The organism is Tsuneonella aeria, assembly GCF_009827495.1.
Taxonomy (GTDB): Bacteria; Pseudomonadota; Alphaproteobacteria; order Sphingomonadales; family Sphingomonadaceae; genus Tsuneonella; species Tsuneonella aeria.
Genome location: NZ_WTZA01000001.1, coordinates 1,643,586 through 1,664,225, shown reverse-complemented (window position 1 = coordinate 1,664,225; position 20,640 = coordinate 1,643,586). Strand labels below are relative to the sequence as shown.

The window sequence follows — 20,640 nt, the reverse complement described above, 5'->3', positions numbered from 1 at the left end:
GGCCCTTACGCGGAACGATAGTGTAACAGGATAGGAAGCCCATGGCCATTTCGACAGGCGGAGGCGCAACCGAGACGCCGATGTCGGACATCAACACCACGCCGCTCGTCGACGTGATGCTGGTGCTTCTCATCATCTTCCTCATCGCCGTCCCGGTCGCCATCCAGACGATCGAAAAGCTGAAGCTGCCGGTCATGGAATCGATCGAGTCCAAGGACAAGGTGGAGAACCTGCTGCTTACCGTCAGCACGACCGACGATGCCGGCCGCAGTGCGGGTGAGCCCGGGTTCCAGGGTGCTTCGCGCAACGGCGAGTGCCGGGTTTACTTCAACAACATCACGCCGGTGGATTCCAGCGAGCTGTACGACGAGGCATTCAAGCGCCTCGATGCGATCGTGCAGGCGGCGGGCGGTCCCGAAGCGCTGATGGAAGACCCGGACAAAATCCCGCAGGTCCACATTCGCGGTGACGTGAACGCGCCGTGGCGCTGCGTTGCGGGGTCGATCTACAATGTGCAGGCGGCCGGTTATCCGACTGTCGGCTTCATCTCCAACCCGGTCGACCCCAACGGCTGACCGGGCCTGGCGAATTCAGTTTCAGGAGTAATCCCCCATGGCAATGTCAGGCGGCAAGGATGATGGCTCGCCGATGATGGAAATGAACACGACGCCGCTCATCGACGTCATGCTCGTTCTCCTCATCATGTTCATCATCACCATCCCCGTGGCCACGCACTCCGTCGACATCGACCTGCCGGTGCCGAGCCCGAACGATAACCCGCCGCCGGTGGACCCGATCAAGAACAAGATCGTCCTGTCGCCGACGGACCAGATCCTGTGGAACGGCGTGGCGATCAGCGACAGCGAGCTGATGGCCAACCTAAACGCCTCGAAGGCGATGGCGGTCGAACCGGAACTGCAGTTCGAACCGGACTCGCAGGCGAGCTACGACCTGTCGATTCGTGTTCTGAACCTCATCAAGAACTCGGGCGTGACCAAGTTCGGTTTCGTCGGAAACGAGAAATACCGCGAATTCGCCAAGTAAGGGCGGAAGCGCAAGATCGGGCGGCGCCCGCAGCCGCTTCAACAAGACACCTTAAAAGGGGCGGAGAGATCCGCCCCTTTTTTGCGTGGGTGACCGCACTGGAAGGGGGCTTGGCAAGCGGCTCCATGCCCCCAACGCGCCAGGGCAGGGCCAGAAGCGGCGGGGGAGGACGGCTTGGGACGCTCTGGCGAACTGCGTGCTTGGCGCCGCGCCCGATGTGAAGCATTTCAAGCAGTATTCGCGCTTGAAGAGAATTCTCTTTGACGCGTCGATCACGCCCTGACCGGCGTGCCGTGCGGGCAGGCGATGCCAGTTTCTGCGCCCGAAAGGTCCCGAAGCGAACTCAGGCGGAGGCCCTGGCGACCTCCAGGGAGGCAAGCGCGGGCTTCCCGAACGGATGCGTCCCGCGCTCGCGAACGTCGCTGCACGCCGCCATCGCCAGCGCTAAAACGGCAATGATTACAACGCGTTTCATCGGCCTATTCCCGCCGCGGATTGGGTCGCCCCATTCTATCACCGCGCGTGCGATCCTCAAAGCTTCAGGTTGGCCCGGACGCCGATCATGTCGATGCCCGGGTTCTGCTGCGAATTGAACAGGCGGGCGTTGGAAATATGCACCCAGCTCGCCTCGACGCTCACCCGCCGCGCGATGTCCATCCCTACCGCGATTTCGGGTTCGAACAGCACCCGACTCCCGAGGTCTGTCCGGATACCGCTCGCGGGATCGACCCGGACGGCGGGTGCGTTGTGCAGGACAATGCCGACGCCCGGCCGCACATACGCGGACCCGATGGTAAACTTCCGGCTGATACCCACCCCGACAAAGTCCGTGCCGCCTTCGCGGCTGTTTACCGATGCGAACACGTAGGGTTCGATGCGTGCGACGGGCGCGATCGGATCGAGGCGATATCCCAGTTGCAGATCGATGCCGCCCTCCCCGGTATCGAACGTGAAGGGCGTGTCCACGCCGTGCGCGTAAACACCCCCGTAAACCTCGCCGGCGAAAGCCGCGGACGGAGCGGTGGCCAAGGCCGCACCGGCAGCGAGAATAGTGAAGCGGATCATGGCGCGCATGTGTCTGTGGCATGCTTGCCGCAAGCTGAAGGCAATCCGTGACCGGCACCGGTAACCGCTTTCGCCGGCCCCGCGCCGCGCTTATCCGGGCTGGCTCATGATGCGCGTCCTTACTCCTGATGTCCCGACACGGGGGCCGTGGCGGCGCGAGCTGATCGAGACCCTAGGCCTCGCCTGGCCGCTTGCGCTGGCCAACCTCCTGCAGATGCTGGTCCACGCGGTCGACGTCATCTTCGTCGCGCGCCTTGGGGAGCGCGAATTGGCCGCCTCCGCGCTGGCCATTGCGCTGTTCGGCCTGTTGGCGTGGGCGTTCTCCGGGCTCACGGGCATCGTCGCGGCCCTAATCGCCGAGGAACTCGGCCGGCGCCGCCACGCCGTACGCCAGGTGCGCAGATCGGTCCGCATGGCCTTGTGGCTGGCGATCCTGTCCGGCGCGATCGGCATGGCCGTGTGCTGGTATGGAGAGGCCTTGCTCCTGCTGAGCGGCCAGACGCCAGCGCTCGCCGCGCGCTCGGGCGATTTTCTGCGGATCATCATGTGGGCGATGATCCCGATGGTCCTCGCGAACGTTCTCCGCAATTTCGTCTCGGCGCTCGGCCGGCCGATCTTCGCGACCGCGATCACCGGACTTGCCCTGGGCGCAAGCGTGCTGTTCAACTGGACGCTCGTGTTCGGCAACCTGGGCGCGCCCGCCCTCGGCCTGGAGGGATCGGCGCTCGCCAGTGTCCTGACATCGTTCTTCGTCCTTACAAGTTATATCGTGGCGATCGGGGTGGATCGGCGCCTTCGGCGGTACCGGGTCTTCGGCAACTGGTGGCGGCCCGAGTGGTCGCGCCTTCGCGAAATCCTCGTCCTGGGATCGCCGGTGATGATCATCATCATTGCCGAAGCGGGCTTGTTCAGCGGGGCGGCACTGCTCATGGGCCGCATCGGCGAGGCCGAGCTGGCGGGCCACACGGTGGCGCTGCAGATCGCCGCGCTCGCCTTCCAGGTTCCATTCGGCATCGGCCAGGCCGCGACGATCCGCGTCGGCTACCACTACGGCGCCGGAGACCGCGCCGCGATCGGGCGCGCGGGATGGATCGGCATCGCGGTGGCCGCGGGATTCATGTGCATGACGGCCGCCGCGATGATCCTGGCGCCGGATGTCTTGCTGCGCATCTACGTCGACCCTAACGAGCCGGCGAAGGCCGCAATGGTCGGTCTCGCGGTCAGCTACATGGTCGTGGCGGCCGGATTCCAGCTGTTCGACGGTGTGCAGGCAGTGGCCGCGGGGGCGCTGCGCGGTTTGCAGGACACGCGCGTGCCGATGCTGATCGCGATCTTCAGCTACTGGGTGCCGGGATACGGCATCGCCATCTGGCTGGGTTTCTTCACGCCGCTTGCCGGTGTCGGAGTGTGGATCGGGCTCGCCACCGGCCTCGTGTTCGCGGCCGGCCTCCTGACATGGCGCTGGGCGGCGCGCGAGCGTCTTGGCCTTGTGCCGGCACGCCCGCAATAGCCCTCGCCGGTAGACGATTCTTGCCGGCCAGTGCTTGACGCCCGGAAGGGGGCTATTACATGCGCTCCCGCTGGCACTCGCGATGGAAGAGTGCCAAGACGATCATCAACTCAGGAGGCAATCGACATGGCATTCCGTCCGTTGCACGACCGCGTTCTCGTCCGCCGCATCGAGGCTGACAGCAAGACCGCCGGCGGCATCATCATCCCCGACAGCGCGCAGGAAAAGCCGAGCGAAGGCGAAGTGATCGCCGTGGGTTCAGGCGCCCGCAACGACCAGGGCCAGGTTACCCCGTGCGATGTGAAGCCGGGCGACCGCGTGCTTTTCGGCAAGTGGAGCGGAACCGAGGTCAAGGTCGATGGCGAAGACCTGCTCATCATGAAGGAAAGCGACATTATGGGGATCGTCGGCTGACCGTCCCCTCGTCCCGGCGAAAGCCGGGATCGCTGGCCGGATAGCGCCAGCACCTTTCCACCAAGTACAACCCGGTCCCGGCCTTCGCTGGGATGACGAATGGAGAAACACCAATGGCTGCCAAGGACGTGAAGTTCAGCCGCGACGCGCGCGAGCGTATTCTCGCCGGCGTCGACACCCTCGCCAACGCCGTCAAGGTCACGCTGGGCCCCAAGGGCCGCAACGTCGTGATCGACAAGAGCTTCGGCGCACCCCGCATCACCAAGGACGGCGTCACCGTCGCCAAGGAAATCGAGCTCAAGGACAAGTTCGAGAACATGGGCGCGCAGATGCTGCGCGAAGTGGCGAGCAAGACCAACGACAACGCGGGTGACGGCACCACCACCGCCACCGTGCTGGCCCAGGCGATCGTGACCGAAGGCATGAAGTCGGTCGCCGCCGGCATGAACCCGATGGACCTCAAGCGCGGCATCGACCTCGCGGTCGAAAAGGTCGTCGAGAACCTCAAGGGCCGTTCGAAGGACGTCCAGGGCAGCCAGGAAATCGCCCAGGTCGGGATCATTTCGGCCAACGGCGACCGCGAAGTCGGCGAGAAGATCGCCGAAGCGATGGAGAAGGTCGGCAAGGAAGGCGTGATCACCGTCGAAGAGGCGAAGGGTCTCGAATTCGAGCTCGACGTCGTCGAAGGCATGCAGTTCGATCGCGGCTACCTCAGCCCCTACTTCATCACAAACCCCGACAAGATGACCGTCGAGCTGGATAACCCCTACATCCTGATCCACGAGAAGAAGCTCTCATCGCTCCAGGCGATGCTGCCGATCCTCGAGGCGGTGGTGCAGTCGGGCCGTCCGCTGCTGATCATCGCCGAGGATATCGAAGGCGAAGCGCTGGCCACCCTGGTGGTCAACAAGCTGCGCGGCGGCCTCAAGGTTGCTGCGGTCAAGGCCCCGGGCTTCGGCGATCGCCGCAAGGCGATGCTGCAGGACATCGCGATCCTGACCCAGGGCGAAATGATCAGCGAAGATCTCGGCATCAAGCTGGAATCGGTGACGCTGAACATGCTCGGCGAAGCCAAGCGCGTGTCGATCGACAAGGACAACACGACGATCGTCGATGGAGCCGGCTCGGCCGACGACATCAAGGCGCGCGTTGGTGAAATCCGCACGCAGATCGACGCCACGACCAGCGACTACGACCGCGAGAAGCTGCAGGAACGCCTGGCCAAGCTGGCCGGTGGTGTTGCCGTGATCAAGGTCGGCGGCGCTTCGGAAGTCGAGGTGAAGGAACGCAAGGACCGCGTCGACGACGCGCTGCATGCGACCCGCGCCGCGGTGGAAGAAGGCATCGTCCCCGGTGGCGGTACGGCGCTGCTCTATTCGGCGCGCGCGCTGGAAGGGCTGACCGGCGCCAACGAAGACCAGACGCGCGGCGTGGATATCGTGCGCAAGTCGCTCACTGCGCTCGTCCGCCAGATCGCCTCGAACGCCGGCCATGACGGTGCGGTCGTTTCGGGCAAGCTGATCGACGGCAACGACGAGAACATGGGCTTCAACGCGGCGACCGACACCTACGAAAACCTGGTGACGGCCGGCGTGATCGACCCGACCAAGGTCGTGCGCACCGCACTGCAGAATGCCGCGTCGGTGGCAGGTCTGCTGATCACCACCGAAGCGGCGATCAGCGAAAAGCCCGAAGACAAGCCGGCAATGGGCGGCATGCCCGGCGGCGGCATGGGCGACATGGGCGGCATGGGCTTCTAAGCCCGGCGCATCAGGTCGCCGTCAATGCGACACGAGAAGGCCGGCGGAGCGATCCGCCGGCCTTTTTCGTCGGCACCGTCTGGCGTCCCGTCCGTTTCTCAGGCGAAGGAGACCAACGGATGAAGATTCCCGCCAACGCTCATGTCGCCGTGGTTGATGGCGAGCGCTTCGTGCTCATGCGCAATGCCGGCACGGTGGCCGACGCAAAGCTTGCACACGTCGACGACCCGTCTCTCGATGGCGAAGACGAAAGCGGCGCCCACGGCCATAACGATCCCCGCAGCGACGACTACCGGACGCAGGAAAAGCTCGACCACGCGGCTTCGGTTGCGAGCTGGCTGAACCGCGCGGTCTTGCAGCACCGGATCGAGAGCCTCATCATCGTCGCCGATCCCGACACCATGGGTGAACTGCGCCGCCATTATCACACGGCGTTGCAGGATGTGCTCGTGGGCGAACTCGCCAAGCAGCTGACGGGAATGCCCGGGCCGGACATCCTCAAGGCGATCGAAGCGGCCTGACTCCCGGATCCCCGCAAACGGCCCACCGCCCTTGCGAGGCGCGTGGCATCGCGCTCCCGGTATCCCGCCCCTGCCTCCGCTCGTCGCCCCTATCTTGCAGGCTGGAACCGAATCCCGTTAATAAAATACCAAGCATGACGGGAGCATATTGGGGGTCATGGGACTGGGACGGATCGCGCGGCTCGGAGCCGCATTCGCGCTCGCACTGACGGGCATTTCCTCGGCACACGCCAAGGACACCGAATTCAGCGCCGCATTCGACGCCGCGTTGGGAACCGACGTGCGCACGCCGCAAAGCTACAACGCGGTGTATCGCACGTCGTTCGAGCAGGCAGTGGCGCGGGTCGCCGATGGTTCAAGCGGCCGGATCGGCGTTTATGCGGTCGATCTGGCCAGCGGGCGCGAGGTATCGGTTCTCGGCGATCAGCGGTTCCCGATGGCATCCACCAGCAAGATCGCCGTCGCGGCGGCATTCATGGAGCAGGTGGAGCGCGGCAAGTACACTTTGACCAGCGAATTCCCGCTGATGATGCCGGTTGCCTCGAAGCGGTTCTCCACTGCCAGGGCGCCTGTCGTTCCGGGCAAGTATTTCCAGGCGGTCGACCTCATCGAGATGATGATCACGCGATCGAGCAATCCGGCCACGGACGCTTTGCTGAAGGCGGTCGGCGGACCGGCGGTCGTCAACGACTGGGCGCGCCGCAACGGCATTTCGGAATTCAACATCACCCGCGATATTGCCACGCTGGTGCGCGACGATGGCGAGATCGATCCCGCCCGCGCGATCGACATTCGCGACAGCGCGACGCCCCAGGCCATGGTCAAGCTGCTCGCGGGTCTCCACCAGGGCAAGTTCCTGTCGGCGTCCAGCCGGCGGGTGATCCTGGGCGCGATGGAGCGCTGCCGTACCGGCACGCGCCGCATTCCCGGCATGCTGCCCGCCGGCGCCCGGGTGGCTCACAAGACGGGCACGCTCAACAACACGGCCAGCGATATCGGTATCATCCAAACGCCGGACGGCCGCTCGATCGCCGTGGCGATCTATGTCACGGGCCAGGGCTCGAAGCCCGCGCGCGACGCCAAGATCGCCAGCATCGCCCGCGCGCTTTACGATGGGTACGCCAATCAGCCGGCCCGTGCCTACGCCACGGCTTCGTACTGATACGAAGGCAATCGCACCGTTGCGGAACTTGCCCCATTTGCGACGGGCATAAGAAAAGGGCGGCGCCTCGCGGCGCCGCCCTTTCCTTTATCGCGAAAGGCGAAGGCTCAGTCGGCCTTGGCTTCTTCGACGGTTTCGTCCTGCACTTCGGCTTCGGCAGCAGCAGCGGCGTCAGCGGTCTCGGCAGCAGCTTCGGTCGCGGTGGCAGCAGCCGAATCGGCAGCAGCGTCGACGGCTTCGCCAGCAGCTTCAGCGTTCGCCGTGGTGTCGGCCAGGGCCGAGTCAGCGGTCGTCGCAGCAGCGTCTTCGGTCTTTTCCGAGCAAGCGGCGAGGGTCAGGGCGGCGCCGGCAGCGGCAGCGGCGAGAATGATCTTACGCATAGTACGATGTTCCTTTGAACAGCGGTTTGAAAAGCCCGGCGAACCCGCCGTGCCAGTTCCAAATAATGGCCACTTTAAGGCACTGCAAGCCTAATCGCACATTTTTGCCATCATTCCGCCGCATTTCGGTGCGGGATCGCCTTAATCGAGGCTGCGCTTACCGTCTGTGAAACCGGCTGACCGGGCGGCCACACGCTGCTAGCAGGGCGGGCATGGCAGACAAGCAGCATCTCTACCTGGTCGATGGCTCGGCTTACATCTTTCGCGCCTACCACCGGCTCCCGCCCCTGACCAACCCTGCCGGGACCCCGGTCGGCGCGGTCTACGGCTATACGACCATGTTGTGGAAGCTCGCGGAAGACCTCAACAAGGCCGATGGTCCGACGCACCTCGCGGTCATCCTCGACAAGGGCTCGACCAGTTTCCGCAACCAGCTCTACCATCAGTACAAGGCGAACCGCCCTCCGCCGCCCGAGGATCTGGTCCCCCAGTTCCCCTTGATTCGCGATGCGACGCGCGCATTCAGCCTGCCTTGCATCGAGGAAGACGACCTCGAGGCTGACGATCTCATCGCCAGTTATGCGCGTGAAGCCACCCGGCGCGGTTGGGACGTGACGATCGTGAGTTCCGACAAGGACCTGATGCAGCTCGTCGGCAAATGCGGGGAAGGTGGCGGGTGCATCGACATGCTCGACACCATGAAGAACCAGCGGATCGACGTGGCCGAAGTGGTCGAGAAGTTCGGCGTCCTGCCCGATCTGGTGGGCGACGTGCTGGCGCTGATGGGCGACAGCGTCGACAACATTCCCGGCATTTACGGCATCGGTCCAAAGACCGCGAGCAAGCTGATCCAGGATCACGGGAGCCTTGCCGGCGCTCTCGACGCGGCGGCCGGCATGAAGCCTTCCAAGCTGCGCGAACGCCTGCTGGAAGGCCGCGAGATGGCCGAACTCAGCCGCGTCCTCGTCCAGCTCAAGGAAGATTGCGACCTGCCGATCGCGCTGGAGGACATGAAGCTGGAAGGGGTCCCGCCGGAACCTCTGGCGGCGTTCCTGGGTGAACATGGTTTCACGAGCCTGCTGAAACGGCTCGATGGCGGGCGGGGCAGCCCCGACAGGCCCACGCAGCTTAATCCTGCAAAGCCCGCGACGGTCGGCGCCAATCCAGGGAGCGGCGGCAACCGCCAGGCGCCGCCCGAAATGCCGCCGATAGACCGGGAGGGTTATGAATGCGTCACCAGTTTCGAACGGCTCGCGCACTGGATCGAGCGCGCGTTCGCCGCGCGGGTCGTAGCGATCGATACCGAGACGAGCAGCCTCGATGCCATGCGCGCCGAGCTTGCGGGCATCAGCCTCGCGCTGGGGCCCAATGACGCCTGCTATGTCCCGCTGGGACACGGCGGCAGCGACATGTTCGCCGAGAATCCCGTGCAGGTCGAACGCGCCGCCGCCTATGACGCGCTTCGCCCGCTGCTGGAAAGCGACGCGGTGCTGAAGGTCGGCCAGAACATCAAGTACGACCTCAACATCCTGTCACGCTGCGCGAACATCCACGTCGCGCCCATCGACGACACGATGATTGTCAGCTTCGCGCTCGACGCGGGCCGCAGCCTCGACGGGATCGGCGGCGGGCACGGCATGGACGAGCTGAGCACCCGTCACCTGGGCCACACGACCCTTACGTTCAAGGACATCTGCGGGACCGGCCGGAAGGCGATCCCTTTCAGCGAGGTGCCGCTGGACAGGGCGACTCAATACGCCGCCGAGGATGCCGATGTGACGTGGCGCCTGTGGAAACTGCTGCGCCCGCGCCTGGCGGATGAAGGCGGAAGCCGCGTTTACGAACGCGTGGACCGTCCGCTGATCCCCGTGGTGGCGCAGATGGAGCGCCACGGCATCAAGGTCGATCGCCAGCAACTCGCCCGCCTGAGCGAGGAGTTCGCTGCTGAAATCGCGCGCATCGAACGCGAAATCTACGATTGTTGCGGAATCGAATTCACGATCGGCAGCCCCAAACAGCTCGGCGACATCCTGTTCGACAGACTGGGGTACAAGGGCGGGCGCAAGGGCAAGAGCGGACAGTATTCGACCGACCAGGCGATTCTCGAAGGCCTCGCGAACGAGGGCGCGGACGTCGCCACGAAAGTCCTCGAGTGGCGTCAACTTGCAAAGCTCAAGAGCACGTACACCGATGCGCTGCAGGCGGCGATCAATCCTGACACCGGGCGCGTCCATACCAGCTACAGCCTCGTCGGCGCGCAGACCGGGCGGCTGTCTTCCACTGACCCCAATCTGCAGAATATTCCCATCCGCACAGAGATCGGCCGGCAGATCCGCGAGGCGTTCGTCGCCGATGAAGGCAACGTGCTACTCGCTGCCGACTATTCGCAGATCGAACTGCGCCTTGCCGCGCACATGGCCAATGTGCCGCAGTTGAAAGAGGCTTTCGCCAGCGGGGAAGACATTCATGCGCGCACGGCGGCCGAGATGTTCGGCGCCGTCGACCGCGACACGCGCGCTCGGGCCAAGACGGTGAATTTCGCGATCCTGTACGGCATTTCCCGCTGGGGGCTGGGCGGCCGGCTGGGTGTTCCCGCGGACGAGGCGCAGTCGATCATCGACACCTATTTCCAGCGCTTCCCCGGCATCCAGCACTACATCCATTCGACGCTCGAAAGCGTGCGCGAAAAGGGCTATTCGGAAACACTGTTCGGGCGGAAGACCTGGTTCCCCCGGATCAACTCGAAGAACCCCAACGAACGCGCCGGTAGCGAGCGCGCCGCGATCAACGCGCCGATCCAGGGGACGAGTGCCGATATCATCAAACGCGCCATGGCCCGGATGATGCCGGCGCTCTCTGACGCCGGCCTCCCGCACGTGCGCATGCTGCTGCAAGTGCACGACGAACTGGTGTTCGAGCTGCCCGAAGATGACGTCGGGGCCGCGCAGCCTGTCATCGAGCGGGTGATGGCCGAGGCCGCGCTGCCCGCGGTCACGCTCGACGTGCCCCTTGGCATCGATATCGGGACCGGCCGAAGCTGGGGCGCGGCGCACTAGCTTGGCGCGCGGGCCGCGCCGCCCTATGGCGGGCGCCATGTCGGCCGCCGGAACGCCAGCGAAGTCGCGCGCATCGGGCTTGCGCCGGGCATATGCCCATGCCGCCACCCTGGCGGTCTTCGCGCTGGTGGCGGCTTCACTGCTGGGCGTGGTCCTGCTGATCTACCGGACTGTGGAGGCCGAGCGCACGCAGCGCGACCGCGTCGCACAGATGAGCGCCGTGCTGGCGGAACTGGTGAGCGTCAACCGCGCCGTGCTCAACGCGGAAACGGGGCAGCGCGGCTACCTGCTCACGCTCGATCGCCGCTATCTCGGGCCGTACCTCGCGGCGCGTGAGCAATATGGTCCGGCCCTGTCGCGGCTGGACAAGCTGCTCGAGCCCGTGGCGAGCCCGCGTCAGCGGCACTTGCTGGCGCAAGTGGAAAACCTGACGAATTCCAAGTTCGGCGAGATGGCCGATTCGGTCAGCATGGTCGAGCGCGGCGCACTGCTCGACGCGCGCACCTCGATGCTGAGCGATGAGGGGATGGAGGTCATGGTCCGTCTTCGCGCCGCCATCCGGGAACTCGAGATGATCGAGCAGGAGCAGCTGGCGGCCGCCACGCGCGACGCCGCCGAGGCGGAGGGCCGCGTGCTGCCGCTTCTGGGCGCGCTGCTCGCGATGCTGCTTCTTGCGCTGGGGCTCGGTTACCGGCTCGTGGGACGCACTGCGCGCGCGGAGGCGGAGGCGGCGCAGGCCTCGGTCGTTGCCGAAGCGAGGGACCGAGCAGATCTTCTCGCGCGCGAGCTCAACCACCGGGTGAAAAACCTGTTCGCGGTCATCCTGGCCATTGTCCGCATGAGCGCGAAGGACACCCCGGAGGCGCAACCCGTGGCGGAGCGGATTGCCGAACGTATCCACGCACTGGTCGCGTCGCACGAGGTGACCCAGGGTTCCGCCAGCGGAGAGGGCGCACGCCTCCGCACGCTGGTCGAATCGACGGTCCGGCCGTATCTTTCATCCGAACGGCAGGTCGCGCTCGACGGGCCGGATATCGTCCTTCCTGCAAGGCAGGTGACCCCGCTGGGCCTGGTGCTTCACGAATTGACCACCAACGCGGTGAAGTACGGCTGCTGGTCTTCCGGCGGCGACCTTGCGGTTTCATGGTGGGTCGAAGATGGCATGGCGTCAATCGACTGGCGCGAACACTTCCCGGGTACTGACGAGGAGCCCGAGCGCACAGGTTTCGGCAGCCTGCTGATGACCAGCGCCGCGCGCCAGCTTCGCGGCACGATCGAACGCCGCTTCACCGGGGCGGGCGTCGCGGTTTCGATGCGCATTCCCATCACAGACGAGCATCCCGTTGCTTGATAGCCTGCGCCGCGCGCCATAGGGCGGACCGATGCTGCGCGAATTCGATCTCTTAAATTACGCCATCGACTGGCCGGAACTGGTGCACGCGGTGATTGCCATCGGGGTGTCTCTCGCGATTGCGGCCCTTGTTCACCGGCTGGTGTTTTCGGTGGCCTGCCGTCTCGCCGACCGTACGGAGACACCGGTCGACGGCCTGGTTCTGGAGCGGCTGCGTTCCCCGACGCGTTGGGCCGCGACCGCGATCGCCCTGGCCATGGCGGCTGAGGTGGACGCCTGGGCGGCGTGGATCTGGTCCAGCGTGGGTTCTCTGGCGGTGCCGGCGCTGCTCGGTTGGATCGCCTATTCGCTGGTCAAGGCGTTCGCCGCCGCGCTGGAGTATCGGGCCGAAATCTCGACCAATATCGCCGCGGCCCGCAGCCGCCGGACGCGCATCGCCATACTGTCGCGCACTGCCACGTTCCTGGTCGTATTCCTGACAGTGGGACTGGTGCTGTTCCAGCTTCCGGGGGTGAAGCAGGTCGGCGCCACGCTCCTCGCGTCGGCAGGTCTTGCCGCCCTCGCCGTCGGCGCTGCCGCACAGCCGGCGCTGAAATCGCTCATCGCGGGCTTGCAGATGGCCATTACAGAGCCGCTGCGCCTCGGCGATATGGTCGTCATCGACGGGCACACGGGCCGGGTGGAGGACATTCGCATGAGCTTCGTCGTCGTGCGGATGTGGGACGAACGTGCCGCGATCGTGCCCACAAGCCGTTTCCTCGACAACACGTTCGAGAACTGGTCTCGCGCCAGCGAGTTGCTGACCGGGCCCGTTTACCTTCACCTCGATCCTGCCGCCGAAGTGGGCCCGATCCGTGCCGAGTTCGAGCGTTTCCTGGCCGAGCAGCCCGCGTGGGACGGTCGGACGGGCAAACTCCTCATGACCGAGGCGCGAGCCGGGTCGGTCGAATTGCGCATGGCGGTGAGCGCGGCAACCATCTCCGACCTGTTCGAACTGCGCGCCGCGGTGCGGGAGCACATGCTCGACTGGCTTCGCCGGGCGCAGCCCGCCGCGCTCCTTCACTCCAGCGTCACGACCGGCAGCAGCTAGTCGGGACGGTCGTCCCGGTCCACCGCCGCGGGGGCGGGGGCCGGCGCATGCTTGTGTTCCCGCGTCGGCGTGAGGAGCTCGGCAGGGACGAAGCCGATCGACGCGGCCATTTCCGCTGCGCGCTTTTTCAGCTCGCCGCGCATCTTCTTGTATTCCTCTTCCATCGCCGGAGTCACGGTCGCGCGCGAATCCTCCATGGCGTCGGCGAAGTCCGCGGCGTTCACTTCCTGCACGTCGCCGCCCGCGCGCCGCAGCGCGTTGAGGCCGGCCCGCCGGACAACGTCTTCGAGATCGGCGCCGGTGAAGCGCTCGGTATCCGCTGCTACCTTGCCGAGGTCGACGTCGCTCGCCAGCGGCATGTCGCGGGTGTGGATGCCGAGGATCATCTCACGTCCAGCCTTGTCTGGCGTGCCGACATAGACGAGCTCGTCGAACCGGCCAGGCCGGAGCAGGGCCGGATCGACCAGCGTGGGGCGATTGGTCGCGCCGATCACCACCACCGACTGCAATTCTTCCAGCCCGTCCATTTCGGCAAGGATCGTGTTCACGACGCGGCCAGTCACTTGCGGTTCGCCTTGGCCGGAGCCCCGGGCGGGGACCAGGCTGTCGATCTCGTCGATAAAGATAATGCACGGCGCCACCGCGCGGGCGCGCTGGAACAGGCGGGCGATCTGCTGCTCGCTCTCGCCGTACCATTTGGACAAGAGGTCGGAACTCTTCATCGAGATGAAGTTGGCCTCGGCCTCCTTGGCGACTGCCTTGGCCAGCAGGGTCTTGCCCGTGCCCGGCGGCCCATAGAGCAGGAAGCCCTTGGCCGGGCGAATGCCCAGGCGATGAAACGCATCGGGGTTCTTCAGCGGCAGCTCCACGCCCTCGCGCAGTTTTTCCGTCGCTTCGCCCAGGCCGCCGATGTCGGACCAGCCCACGTTTGGCACCTGCACCATGACCTCGCGCATGGCGCTCGGCTGCACCCGCTTCAGCGCGGCGAGAAAATCTTCGCGCGTCACCATCAGGTCATCGAGCACTTCGGGCGGAATTTCGCGCGCGTCGAGGTCGAGCCGCGGCATGATGCGCCGCACCGCCTCGATCGCGGCCTCGCGCGCCAGGGCGGCGATGTCCGCCCCGACGAAGCCGTGCGTGGTCCGCGCCAGTTCATCGAGGTCCACCCGCGCGCCCAGCGGCATGCCGCGGGTATGGATCGAGAGGATTTCGCGGCGGCCCTTCTCGTCCGGCACGCCGATCACGATCTCGCGGTCAAAGCGGCCCGGCCGGCGCAGCGCCTCGTCGATGGCATCAGGTCGGTTGGTTGCAGCGATGACGACGATGTTGGAGCGCGCTTCCAGCCCGTCCATCAGCGTCAACAGCTGCGCGACGAGGCGCTTTTCCGCTTCGCCGGACACCTGGCTGCGCTTGGGCGCGATGGAATCGATTTCGTCGATGAAGACGATGGCGGGCGATGCCTTTGTGGCCTCCTCGAACACCTCGCGCAGACGCTTCTCGCTCTCGCCATAGCCCGAACCCATGATTTCGGGCCCGTTGATGATGAAGAACGTCGCATCGCTCTCGTTGGCGACCGCCTGCGCCAGGCGCGTCTTGCCCGTTCCCGGCGGCCCGTGGAGCAGCACGCCCTTCGGCGGGTCGACGCCGAGCCGGGTGAACAGTTCGGGATAGCGAAGCGGCAGTTCGACCATCTCGCGGAGCTGCTGGATCGTATCGCCGATACCGCCCACGTCATCGTAGTTCACCACCGCGCGCCCATCGCGTGGCTCGGCGAATTCGGCGCGCAGTTCGACCTCGGTGTTCTCGTCGATGTGGACGATGCCCTTGGGCGAGGTGGAAACGACCGTCAGGCGAATCTGGGTGAGGGCATATGCCTGCTGGTTGAACATGCGGCGCACTTCGGGCGGCATGTTCTGCACCGGCTGCTGGCCGGTGGTGGCGACGAGATCGCCCGCGACCAGCGGCTTGCGGAAGAAGTTGCGCTTCAGCGCTTCGGCCGGTCCCTGCAGGCGCATTTCGCGCTGGGCAGGCGCGAAGACGACGCGGGTGGCGGCACGCGATTCGGCGGCGCGAATAACTACGTGCTCGCCCGAACCGGTGTCGGCATTCGAGCGCTGCAATCCGTCGAGGCGAACGACATCGAGCGTCTGGTCCTCGTCGTAGGCGGGCACGGCGATGGCCGTCGTCGTGCGCTTGCCAGTAACCTCGACGACGTCGCCTTCGGTGATCCCGAGCGCCTGGAAAGCGCTGCGCGGCATGCGTGCGATGCCCTGTCCGCTTTCTTCCTGGCGGGCGGCAGCAACCTGCAGCCGTACCGTATTTGCACCCGTTTCGGCTTCGCTATCGGCCATGGGGATTTGCCCCTCCTTCGTTTCGTCCGTGGCCACCGAGGTAGGCACGAGGCAGCAAAATGCCAATGAACGGCGCGCGATTCCGTGCCCCTGGCCGCCACAACAGGCCGCAAGGGCGAAAAAAAGGCCCGGGGGACGAACCACCGGGCCTTGGAAGTCTTGGGAGAGGATGCCTGAAAGGCCCCGCTGATATGTTGCAGTGCACGAATTTGTGCAAGTGCGAAAAGAACATCGACTGTTGCGTTTTTCTCATCTCAACGCCGGTAGTTGTCATGCGGACGCAGGTGACAGGCAAAATCTCGCCGGGTAATAACAGGCCATGGCCAGCAAGATATACCCCGACGCCGCCGCCGCCCTGGATGGGCTGCTTCACGACGACATGTTGATTGCCAGCGGCGGATTCGGCCTGTGCGGGGTACCGGAACGCCTGCTTGACGGCATTCGCGACAGCGGGGTGAAGAAGCTCACTTTCGCCAGCAACAATGCGGGCATCGACAACGAAGGCATCGGCAAGCTGCTCCGCACGCGCCAGGTGCGCAAGATGATCGCGAGCTATGTCGGCGAGAACAAGGAATTCGAACGCCAGTACCTCGCCGGCGAACTGGAGGTGGAATTCTGCCCCCAGGGCACTCTCGCAGAACGCATGCGCGCAGGCGGCGCGGGAATCCCGGGCTTCTACACCAAGACCGGCGTGGGCACGAAGGTTGCCGAGGGCAAGGACGCAAAGGTCCTCGAAGGCCGCAACGGGCCGGAGGAATTCATCCTTGAACGCGGCATCTTTGCGGACCTGGCCATCGTCAAGGCGTGGAAGGCGGACGAAACCGGCAACCTCGTGTTTCGCAAGACCGCGCGCAACTTCAACGTCCCGGCCGCCACCTGCGGCCGCGTCTGCGTGGTCGAGGTGGAAGAAATCGTGGCCGCCGGCAGCCTCGATCCCGACTGCATCCACCTGCCTGGCGTCTATGTCCAGCGCATGATCCTGGGCGCGCCGTACGAGAAGAAGATCGAGTTCCGTACCGTGCGCCAGCGGGATTCTGCCGCGGCATGACCGCGCGGCGCTCTGCCGCATTTGCCGCGATCCTGACCATGGCGCCCCTGCTTTCGGGGTGCGTGGCAGCGGCCCTGCCCGTGCTCGCCGCGGGCGGGATGATCGGCACAGGCGTCGATGGCAATGGCCGGGCCGAGCGGCCTTCCGGCACTGCCCAGCTGCCGGGCAGTGGTGGCGCAAGCGATACCTTGCCGGCCACGTACACCCTGGAAGACGGGACGAAGGTCAGTGTTCTGTCAGGCGAGCTTCCCGCCCCCCGCGGGGGCGCCGCGCCGGCATCGTTCAGTTACGCCCCGCTCCAGGAATACGTGGCGAACGCAGCCGCGCCTGCGACCGGTGCCCGCCCGTCGGCCCTCCTGACCAATCCGCGCGCGCTGCTGCCGGAGACGCGCGCCTGCACATCGGCGCGCCCGGCGCTGCTCGTGGATCTCGACCCGCAGGCCGGCGTATTCGATCCTGCACGGGCCGTCGCGGGTGACGCGGGCCTGTCCTCCGCGCTCTCTCAGCTGCGCGAACAAGGCGTCACCGTGGCGTGGATCACCGCGAGGCCTGTCGGTTATGCCGACGCTGTCCGCCGGGCGCTTGTCGCATCGGGCCTCGACGCTGCGGGAGGCGACGAGCTGGTCCTGCTATCCGGGGCCGAGCAAGGCAAGCAGGCGCGCCGTGCCGATTTCGCGAAAGATTTCTGCGTCCTCGCCATCGCCGGCGACGAACGCGCCGATTTCGACGAACTCTACCAGTACATCAAGGACCCGCTGCACGCCGCACCGCTCGATCGCCTGATCGGGGCGGGCTGGTTCCTCATCCCCCAACCGCTGAGCTGAAGGACGATACACCCATGCCCTGGACCCGCGACGAAATGGCCGCGCGCGCTGCGAAGGAACTGCAGGATGGCTACTACGTCAACCTCGGCATCGGCATTCCTACGCTGGTCGCTAACCACATTCCGGAAGGCATGCAGGTGACCTTGCAGAGCGAGAACGGCATGCTGGGAATCGGCCCGTTCCCGTATGACGACGAGGTCGATCCCGACCTGATCAACGCCGGCAAGCAGACCATCAGCGAGCTCGCCCACAGCGCCTATTTCGACAGCGCGTCCAGCTTCGCCATGATTCGGGGCGGGCATATCGACCTGACCGTCCTGGGCGCCATGGAGGTCGGCCAGCAGGGCGACATCGCCAACTGGATGATCCCCGGCAAGATGATCAAGGGCATGGGCGGCGCGATGGACCTCGTCGCCGGGGTCAAGAAGATCATCGTGGTGATGGAACACACCGCGAAGGACGGCAGCCCCAAGTTCATCCCCGAATGCACCCTGCCGCTGACGGGGCGCAACGTGGTCGACATGATCGTCACGGACCTCGCGGTGTTTCAGCGCCCCGACCACGACAGCCCGTTCCGGCTGATCGAGACCGCGCCGGGCGTGACCGCTGACGAGGTGGCCGCAAAGACCACGGCGGCGTACGAGGTTGCCGTGACCGCATGAACCGTGTCTGCGCGCTGACCGGGGCGGAGTTTCCGCTGTTCGCGTTCAGCCACTGCCGCGACGTGGTGGTGGCAGTCAGCAAGGCGGGCGGATTCGGCGTGCTGGGGGCGACACGGTTCCCGCCCGAACAGCTTGAAGAGGAACTTGCCTGGATCGACGCGCACGTCGGCGGGGCGCCCTATGGCGTCGACGTGATCGTGCCCGAAACGATCGACCCCAGCGTGGCCGGCATGGCGGATAACGCGGCGCGTGCGGCGGCGATCGATCCGAAATACGCGGCGTTTGCTGCCGACCTGCTGGGCCGCCACGGGATCGACGCTGACCGTACCGTCGCGCCGCTGCGCGAGCGCATGGGCATCACGCCGGAAAACGGGCTGGCGCTGATGGAGGTCGCGTTCCGCCACCCCATTCGCCTGATCGCCAACGCGCTGGGCATCGCGCCGCCGGCGATGATCGTGGAAGCCAGACGGCGCGGGGTTCCCGTGGCGGCGCTGGTGGGGGCAAAGGAGCACGCGATCCGCCAGGCCGAAGCGGGCGTGGACATCATCGTCGCGCAAGGCGGGGAGGCCGGGGGGCATTGCGGCGAAGTATCCACCCTCGTGCTCATCCCCGAAGTGGTCCGCGCGCTCCGCCGGGCAGGCCACGATGCGCCCGTGCTGGCGGCTGGCGGGATCATGACCGGCGGCCAGATGGCGGGCATGATGGCGGCCGGGGCCGATGGCGCGTGGACGGGCAGCGTATGGCTGGCGACACCCGAAAGCGAAACCAGCGAAGCATTTCGCGATCGCATGGTCGCGGCGCGCAGCCGGGACACGGTGCGATCGCGCAGCCGCACGGGCAAGCCCGCGCGTCAGCTTCGCACTGCGTGGCACGACGCGTGGGACGCACCCGAAGGCCCAGGCACGCTCCCGATGCCGCTCATGGGCATGGTTTCCGAGCCGGCGTTCGCACGGATCGAGCGCGCGGCCGAGGCCGGGAACCGCGAGGCGCGCGATCTGGTCAGCTATTTCGTCGGCCAGGGCGTCGGCCTCGTGGATGACGTTCGGCCCGCACGTGCCGTGGTGCAGGCCTTCCGCGAGGAATATGTCGAGGCGGTCCAGCGGCTCGCAGGTTCGCTCGGCTAGCAGAAATGTCCAGGTTGCGCCGCCATTCGCCTGCGCTGGCGCTGACTATCCTGACCGCCATCGGCACCATCGGGTTCGTCGATCGAATCGTGGTCAACGCTCTGGTGGAGCCGCTCAAGGCGGAGTTCGGGCTGAGCGACGCGCAGATCGGGCTGCTCGGGTTCGCATACTCTTCGCTCAACATCGTACTGGGCGTTGCAATCGCGCGCCTGGCGGAGCGGCGCCGGCGCCTGACGCTGACGGCGATCGGCACGATGCTGTGGTCCGTTGCCGCCACCGCCTGCGGCTTCGTGACCGGTTGGCAGCAATTGCTTGGCGCGCGGGTGGCGGTCGGCGTGGGGGAGGCTGTGGGCCTTCCCGCGAACCAGTCGGTGATCGCGGACTATTACCCGCCCAACCGCCGTGCCAGCGCGATGTCGATCCTGTTGCTCGCCGCCCCGCTCGGCGCGCTGATCGGGATGGCCGGGGGCGGCATCGTGGCGCAATACTGGGGCTGGCGGTGGGCGTTCATCGTCACGGGTCTTCCCGGCATTCTGCTGGCGGTGGCTGTCTGGCTGTTCGTCGCGGAGCCCGTGCGCGGTGCGCACGATCCCGATTTCGGCGACCACGTGCCGCCGATGCGCGCCGTCCTCAGGCGGCTGACGGGCCTGCCGAGCGCGCGCAACCTGATCATCGGCTCCGCGCTCGCCTCCATGGTCGGTTTCGGGCTGATCGCGTTTCTTTCCGCGCTGATGACCCGCCGGTTCGGCCTGCCGGTGGGGGAGGCGGGCCTGATGACGGCACTCGCCGCAAGCCTGCCCGCGGCAATTTCGGTGGCTGCAGGCGGCGCGATCGCCGACCGCCTCGCCCCCCGCTGGCCGAGCGCCTACGCGACGTTCCCAGCTCTCTGCCTGCTGGTATCCGCGCCGCTATTCGCCATTGGCATGATGCGCAGCGACATGGCTTCGTTCCTGGCCCTGACCGCCCTGTCGACCCTGCTGCTGTTCACCTTCCTTGGCGCCACGGCGGGGACGATCCAGAACATGCTGGACACGCGCATGCGCGCGACCGGCCATGCGCTGGCGAACATCTTCACCGGGATGGTGGGCGGTCTCGGGCCAGTGATCGTCGGCTGGCTGAGCGACCGGTTGGCAGCCAGCGGCATGACGAGCGACGGCGCGCTGGGACTGGCCATGGCCGGCACCGCGCTGATGAGCTGGTGGGCGGCGGCGCACTACCTGCGCGCCGCGCGTTCGCTCGAGCGCGATCTTCTTGCCGTAAGGGAAGGGCGAGCCTAGC

The 20,640-nt window shown here is 66.2% G+C and carries 19 protein-coding genes; 15 read left to right on the top strand and 4 right to left on the bottom strand.

The genetic code is table 11. The features are described from left to right. The first annotated feature begins 41 nt into the window (after nt 1-41). The gene (locus GRI40_RS08150) at nt 42-575 is read left to right on the top strand and encodes an ExbD/TolR family protein (RefSeq protein ID WP_202390164.1); all 534 of its coding nucleotides are present in this window, start codon (nt 42-44) and stop codon (nt 573-575) included. Between the two features lie 37 nt (nt 576-612). Then, entirely contained in the window at nt 613-1,044 is a 432-nt protein-coding gene (locus GRI40_RS08145) for an ExbD/TolR family protein (protein WP_160610860.1), read from the top strand. A gap of 343 nt (nt 1,045-1,387) precedes the next feature. Here the strand turns inward: GRI40_RS08145 and GRI40_RS14010 are convergent, their stop codons facing one another. Then, nucleotides 1,388-1,519, bottom strand: coding sequence for a hypothetical protein (locus GRI40_RS14010; protein ID WP_272916549.1), 132 nt, complete (start codon nt 1,517-1,519; stop codon nt 1,388-1,390). A 56-nt stretch (nt 1,520-1,575) separates the two neighbouring features. Next, complete coding sequence (locus GRI40_RS08140) at nt 1,576-2,118, bottom strand: acyloxyacyl hydrolase (RefSeq protein ID WP_160610859.1); 543 nt, start codon at nt 2,116-2,118, stop codon at nt 1,576-1,578. A 97-nt stretch (nt 2,119-2,215) separates the two neighbouring features. On the opposite strand from GRI40_RS08140, the gene GRI40_RS08135 reads away from it, so the two are divergent. From GRI40_RS08135 to GRI40_RS08115, 5 genes are all read left to right on the top strand, one after another. After that, entirely contained in the window at nt 2,216-3,619 is a 1,404-nt protein-coding gene (locus GRI40_RS08135; RefSeq protein WP_160610858.1) for an MATE family efflux transporter, read from the top strand. A gap of 126 nt (nt 3,620-3,745) precedes the next feature. Next, the gene (locus GRI40_RS08130; protein WP_160610857.1) at nt 3,746-4,033 is read left to right on the top strand and encodes a co-chaperone GroES; all 288 of its coding nucleotides are present in this window, start codon (nt 3,746-3,748) and stop codon (nt 4,031-4,033) included. A 113-nt stretch (nt 4,034-4,146) separates the two neighbouring features. Next, complete coding sequence (gene groL / locus GRI40_RS08125; protein WP_160610856.1) at nt 4,147-5,793, top strand: chaperonin GroEL; 1,647 nt, start codon at nt 4,147-4,149, stop codon at nt 5,791-5,793. Nucleotides 5,794-5,912: 119 nt separating this feature from the next. Next, entirely contained in the window at nt 5,913-6,314 is a 402-nt protein-coding gene (locus tag GRI40_RS08120) for a host attachment family protein (RefSeq protein WP_160610855.1), read from the top strand. 157 nt (nt 6,315-6,471) lie between these two features. Continuing rightward, a complete protein-coding gene (locus GRI40_RS08115; RefSeq protein ID WP_160610854.1) occupies nt 6,472-7,476 on the top strand; it encodes a serine hydrolase in 1,005 nt (334 codons plus the stop codon). A gap of 107 nt (nt 7,477-7,583) precedes the next feature. Here the strand turns inward: GRI40_RS08115 and GRI40_RS08110 are convergent, their stop codons facing one another. Beyond that, a complete protein-coding gene (locus GRI40_RS08110; RefSeq protein WP_160610853.1) occupies nt 7,584-7,856 on the bottom strand; it encodes a hypothetical protein in 273 nt (90 codons plus the stop codon). Between the two features lie 212 nt (nt 7,857-8,068). On the opposite strand from GRI40_RS08110, the gene polA reads away from it, so the two are divergent. From polA to GRI40_RS08095, 3 genes are read left to right on the top strand one after another with little or no spacing between them, the layout of a single operon-like run. Further along, entirely contained in the window at nt 8,069-10,912 is a 2,844-nt protein-coding gene (gene polA / locus GRI40_RS08105) for a DNA polymerase I (protein WP_160610852.1), read from the top strand. A gap of 37 nt (nt 10,913-10,949) precedes the next feature. Next, on the top strand, nt 10,950-12,263 hold the full coding sequence (locus GRI40_RS08100) for a sensor histidine kinase (RefSeq protein ID WP_160610851.1): 1,314 nt from the start codon (nt 10,950-10,952) through the stop codon (nt 12,261-12,263). 31 nt (nt 12,264-12,294) lie between these two features. After that, nucleotides 12,295-13,353 carry a mechanosensitive ion channel family protein gene (locus GRI40_RS08095; protein ID WP_160610850.1) on the top strand — a complete coding sequence of 353 codons (1,059 nt, stop codon included), beginning with the start codon at nt 12,295-12,297 and terminating at the stop codon, nt 13,351-13,353. Here the strand turns inward: GRI40_RS08095 and GRI40_RS08090 are convergent. After that, on the bottom strand, nt 13,350-15,704 hold the full coding sequence (locus GRI40_RS08090; protein ID WP_160610849.1) for a CDC48 family AAA ATPase: 2,355 nt from the start codon (nt 15,702-15,704) through the stop codon (nt 13,350-13,352). The genes GRI40_RS08095 and GRI40_RS08090 overlap by 4 nt on opposite strands. Nucleotides 15,705-16,023: 319 nt before the next feature. On the opposite strand from GRI40_RS08090, the gene GRI40_RS08085 reads away from it, so the two are divergent. Genes GRI40_RS08085 through GRI40_RS08065 form a run of 5 tightly spaced genes read left to right on the top strand, consistent with a single transcriptional unit; the run spans nt 16,024 to nt 20,639 of the window. Further along, nucleotides 16,024-16,752 carry a CoA transferase subunit A gene (locus GRI40_RS08085; protein WP_160610848.1) on the top strand — a complete coding sequence of 243 codons (729 nt, stop codon included), beginning with the start codon at nt 16,024-16,026 and terminating at the stop codon, nt 16,750-16,752. Then, nucleotides 16,749-17,576, top strand: a complete 828-nt coding sequence (locus GRI40_RS08080) for an HAD family hydrolase (RefSeq protein WP_160610847.1) — start codon at nt 16,749-16,751, stop codon at nt 17,574-17,576. The genes GRI40_RS08085 and GRI40_RS08080 overlap by 4 nt, the downstream gene beginning before the upstream one ends. 14 nt (nt 17,577-17,590) lie before the next feature. Next, complete coding sequence (locus tag GRI40_RS08075) at nt 17,591-18,238, top strand: CoA transferase subunit B (RefSeq protein ID WP_160610846.1); 648 nt, start codon at nt 17,591-17,593, stop codon at nt 18,236-18,238. Further along, nucleotides 18,235-19,362: an NAD(P)H-dependent flavin oxidoreductase gene (locus GRI40_RS08070; protein ID WP_160610845.1), complete on the top strand. Its 1,128-nt coding sequence runs from the start codon at nt 18,235-18,237 to the stop codon at nt 19,360-19,362. Before GRI40_RS08075 ends, GRI40_RS08070 begins: the two co-directional genes overlap by 4 nt. Before the next feature lie 5 nt (nt 19,363-19,367). Beyond that, on the top strand, nt 19,368-20,639 hold the full coding sequence (locus GRI40_RS08065; RefSeq protein WP_160610844.1) for an MFS transporter: 1,272 nt from the start codon (nt 19,368-19,370) through the stop codon (nt 20,637-20,639). Nucleotide 20,640: the final 1 nt, after the last annotated feature.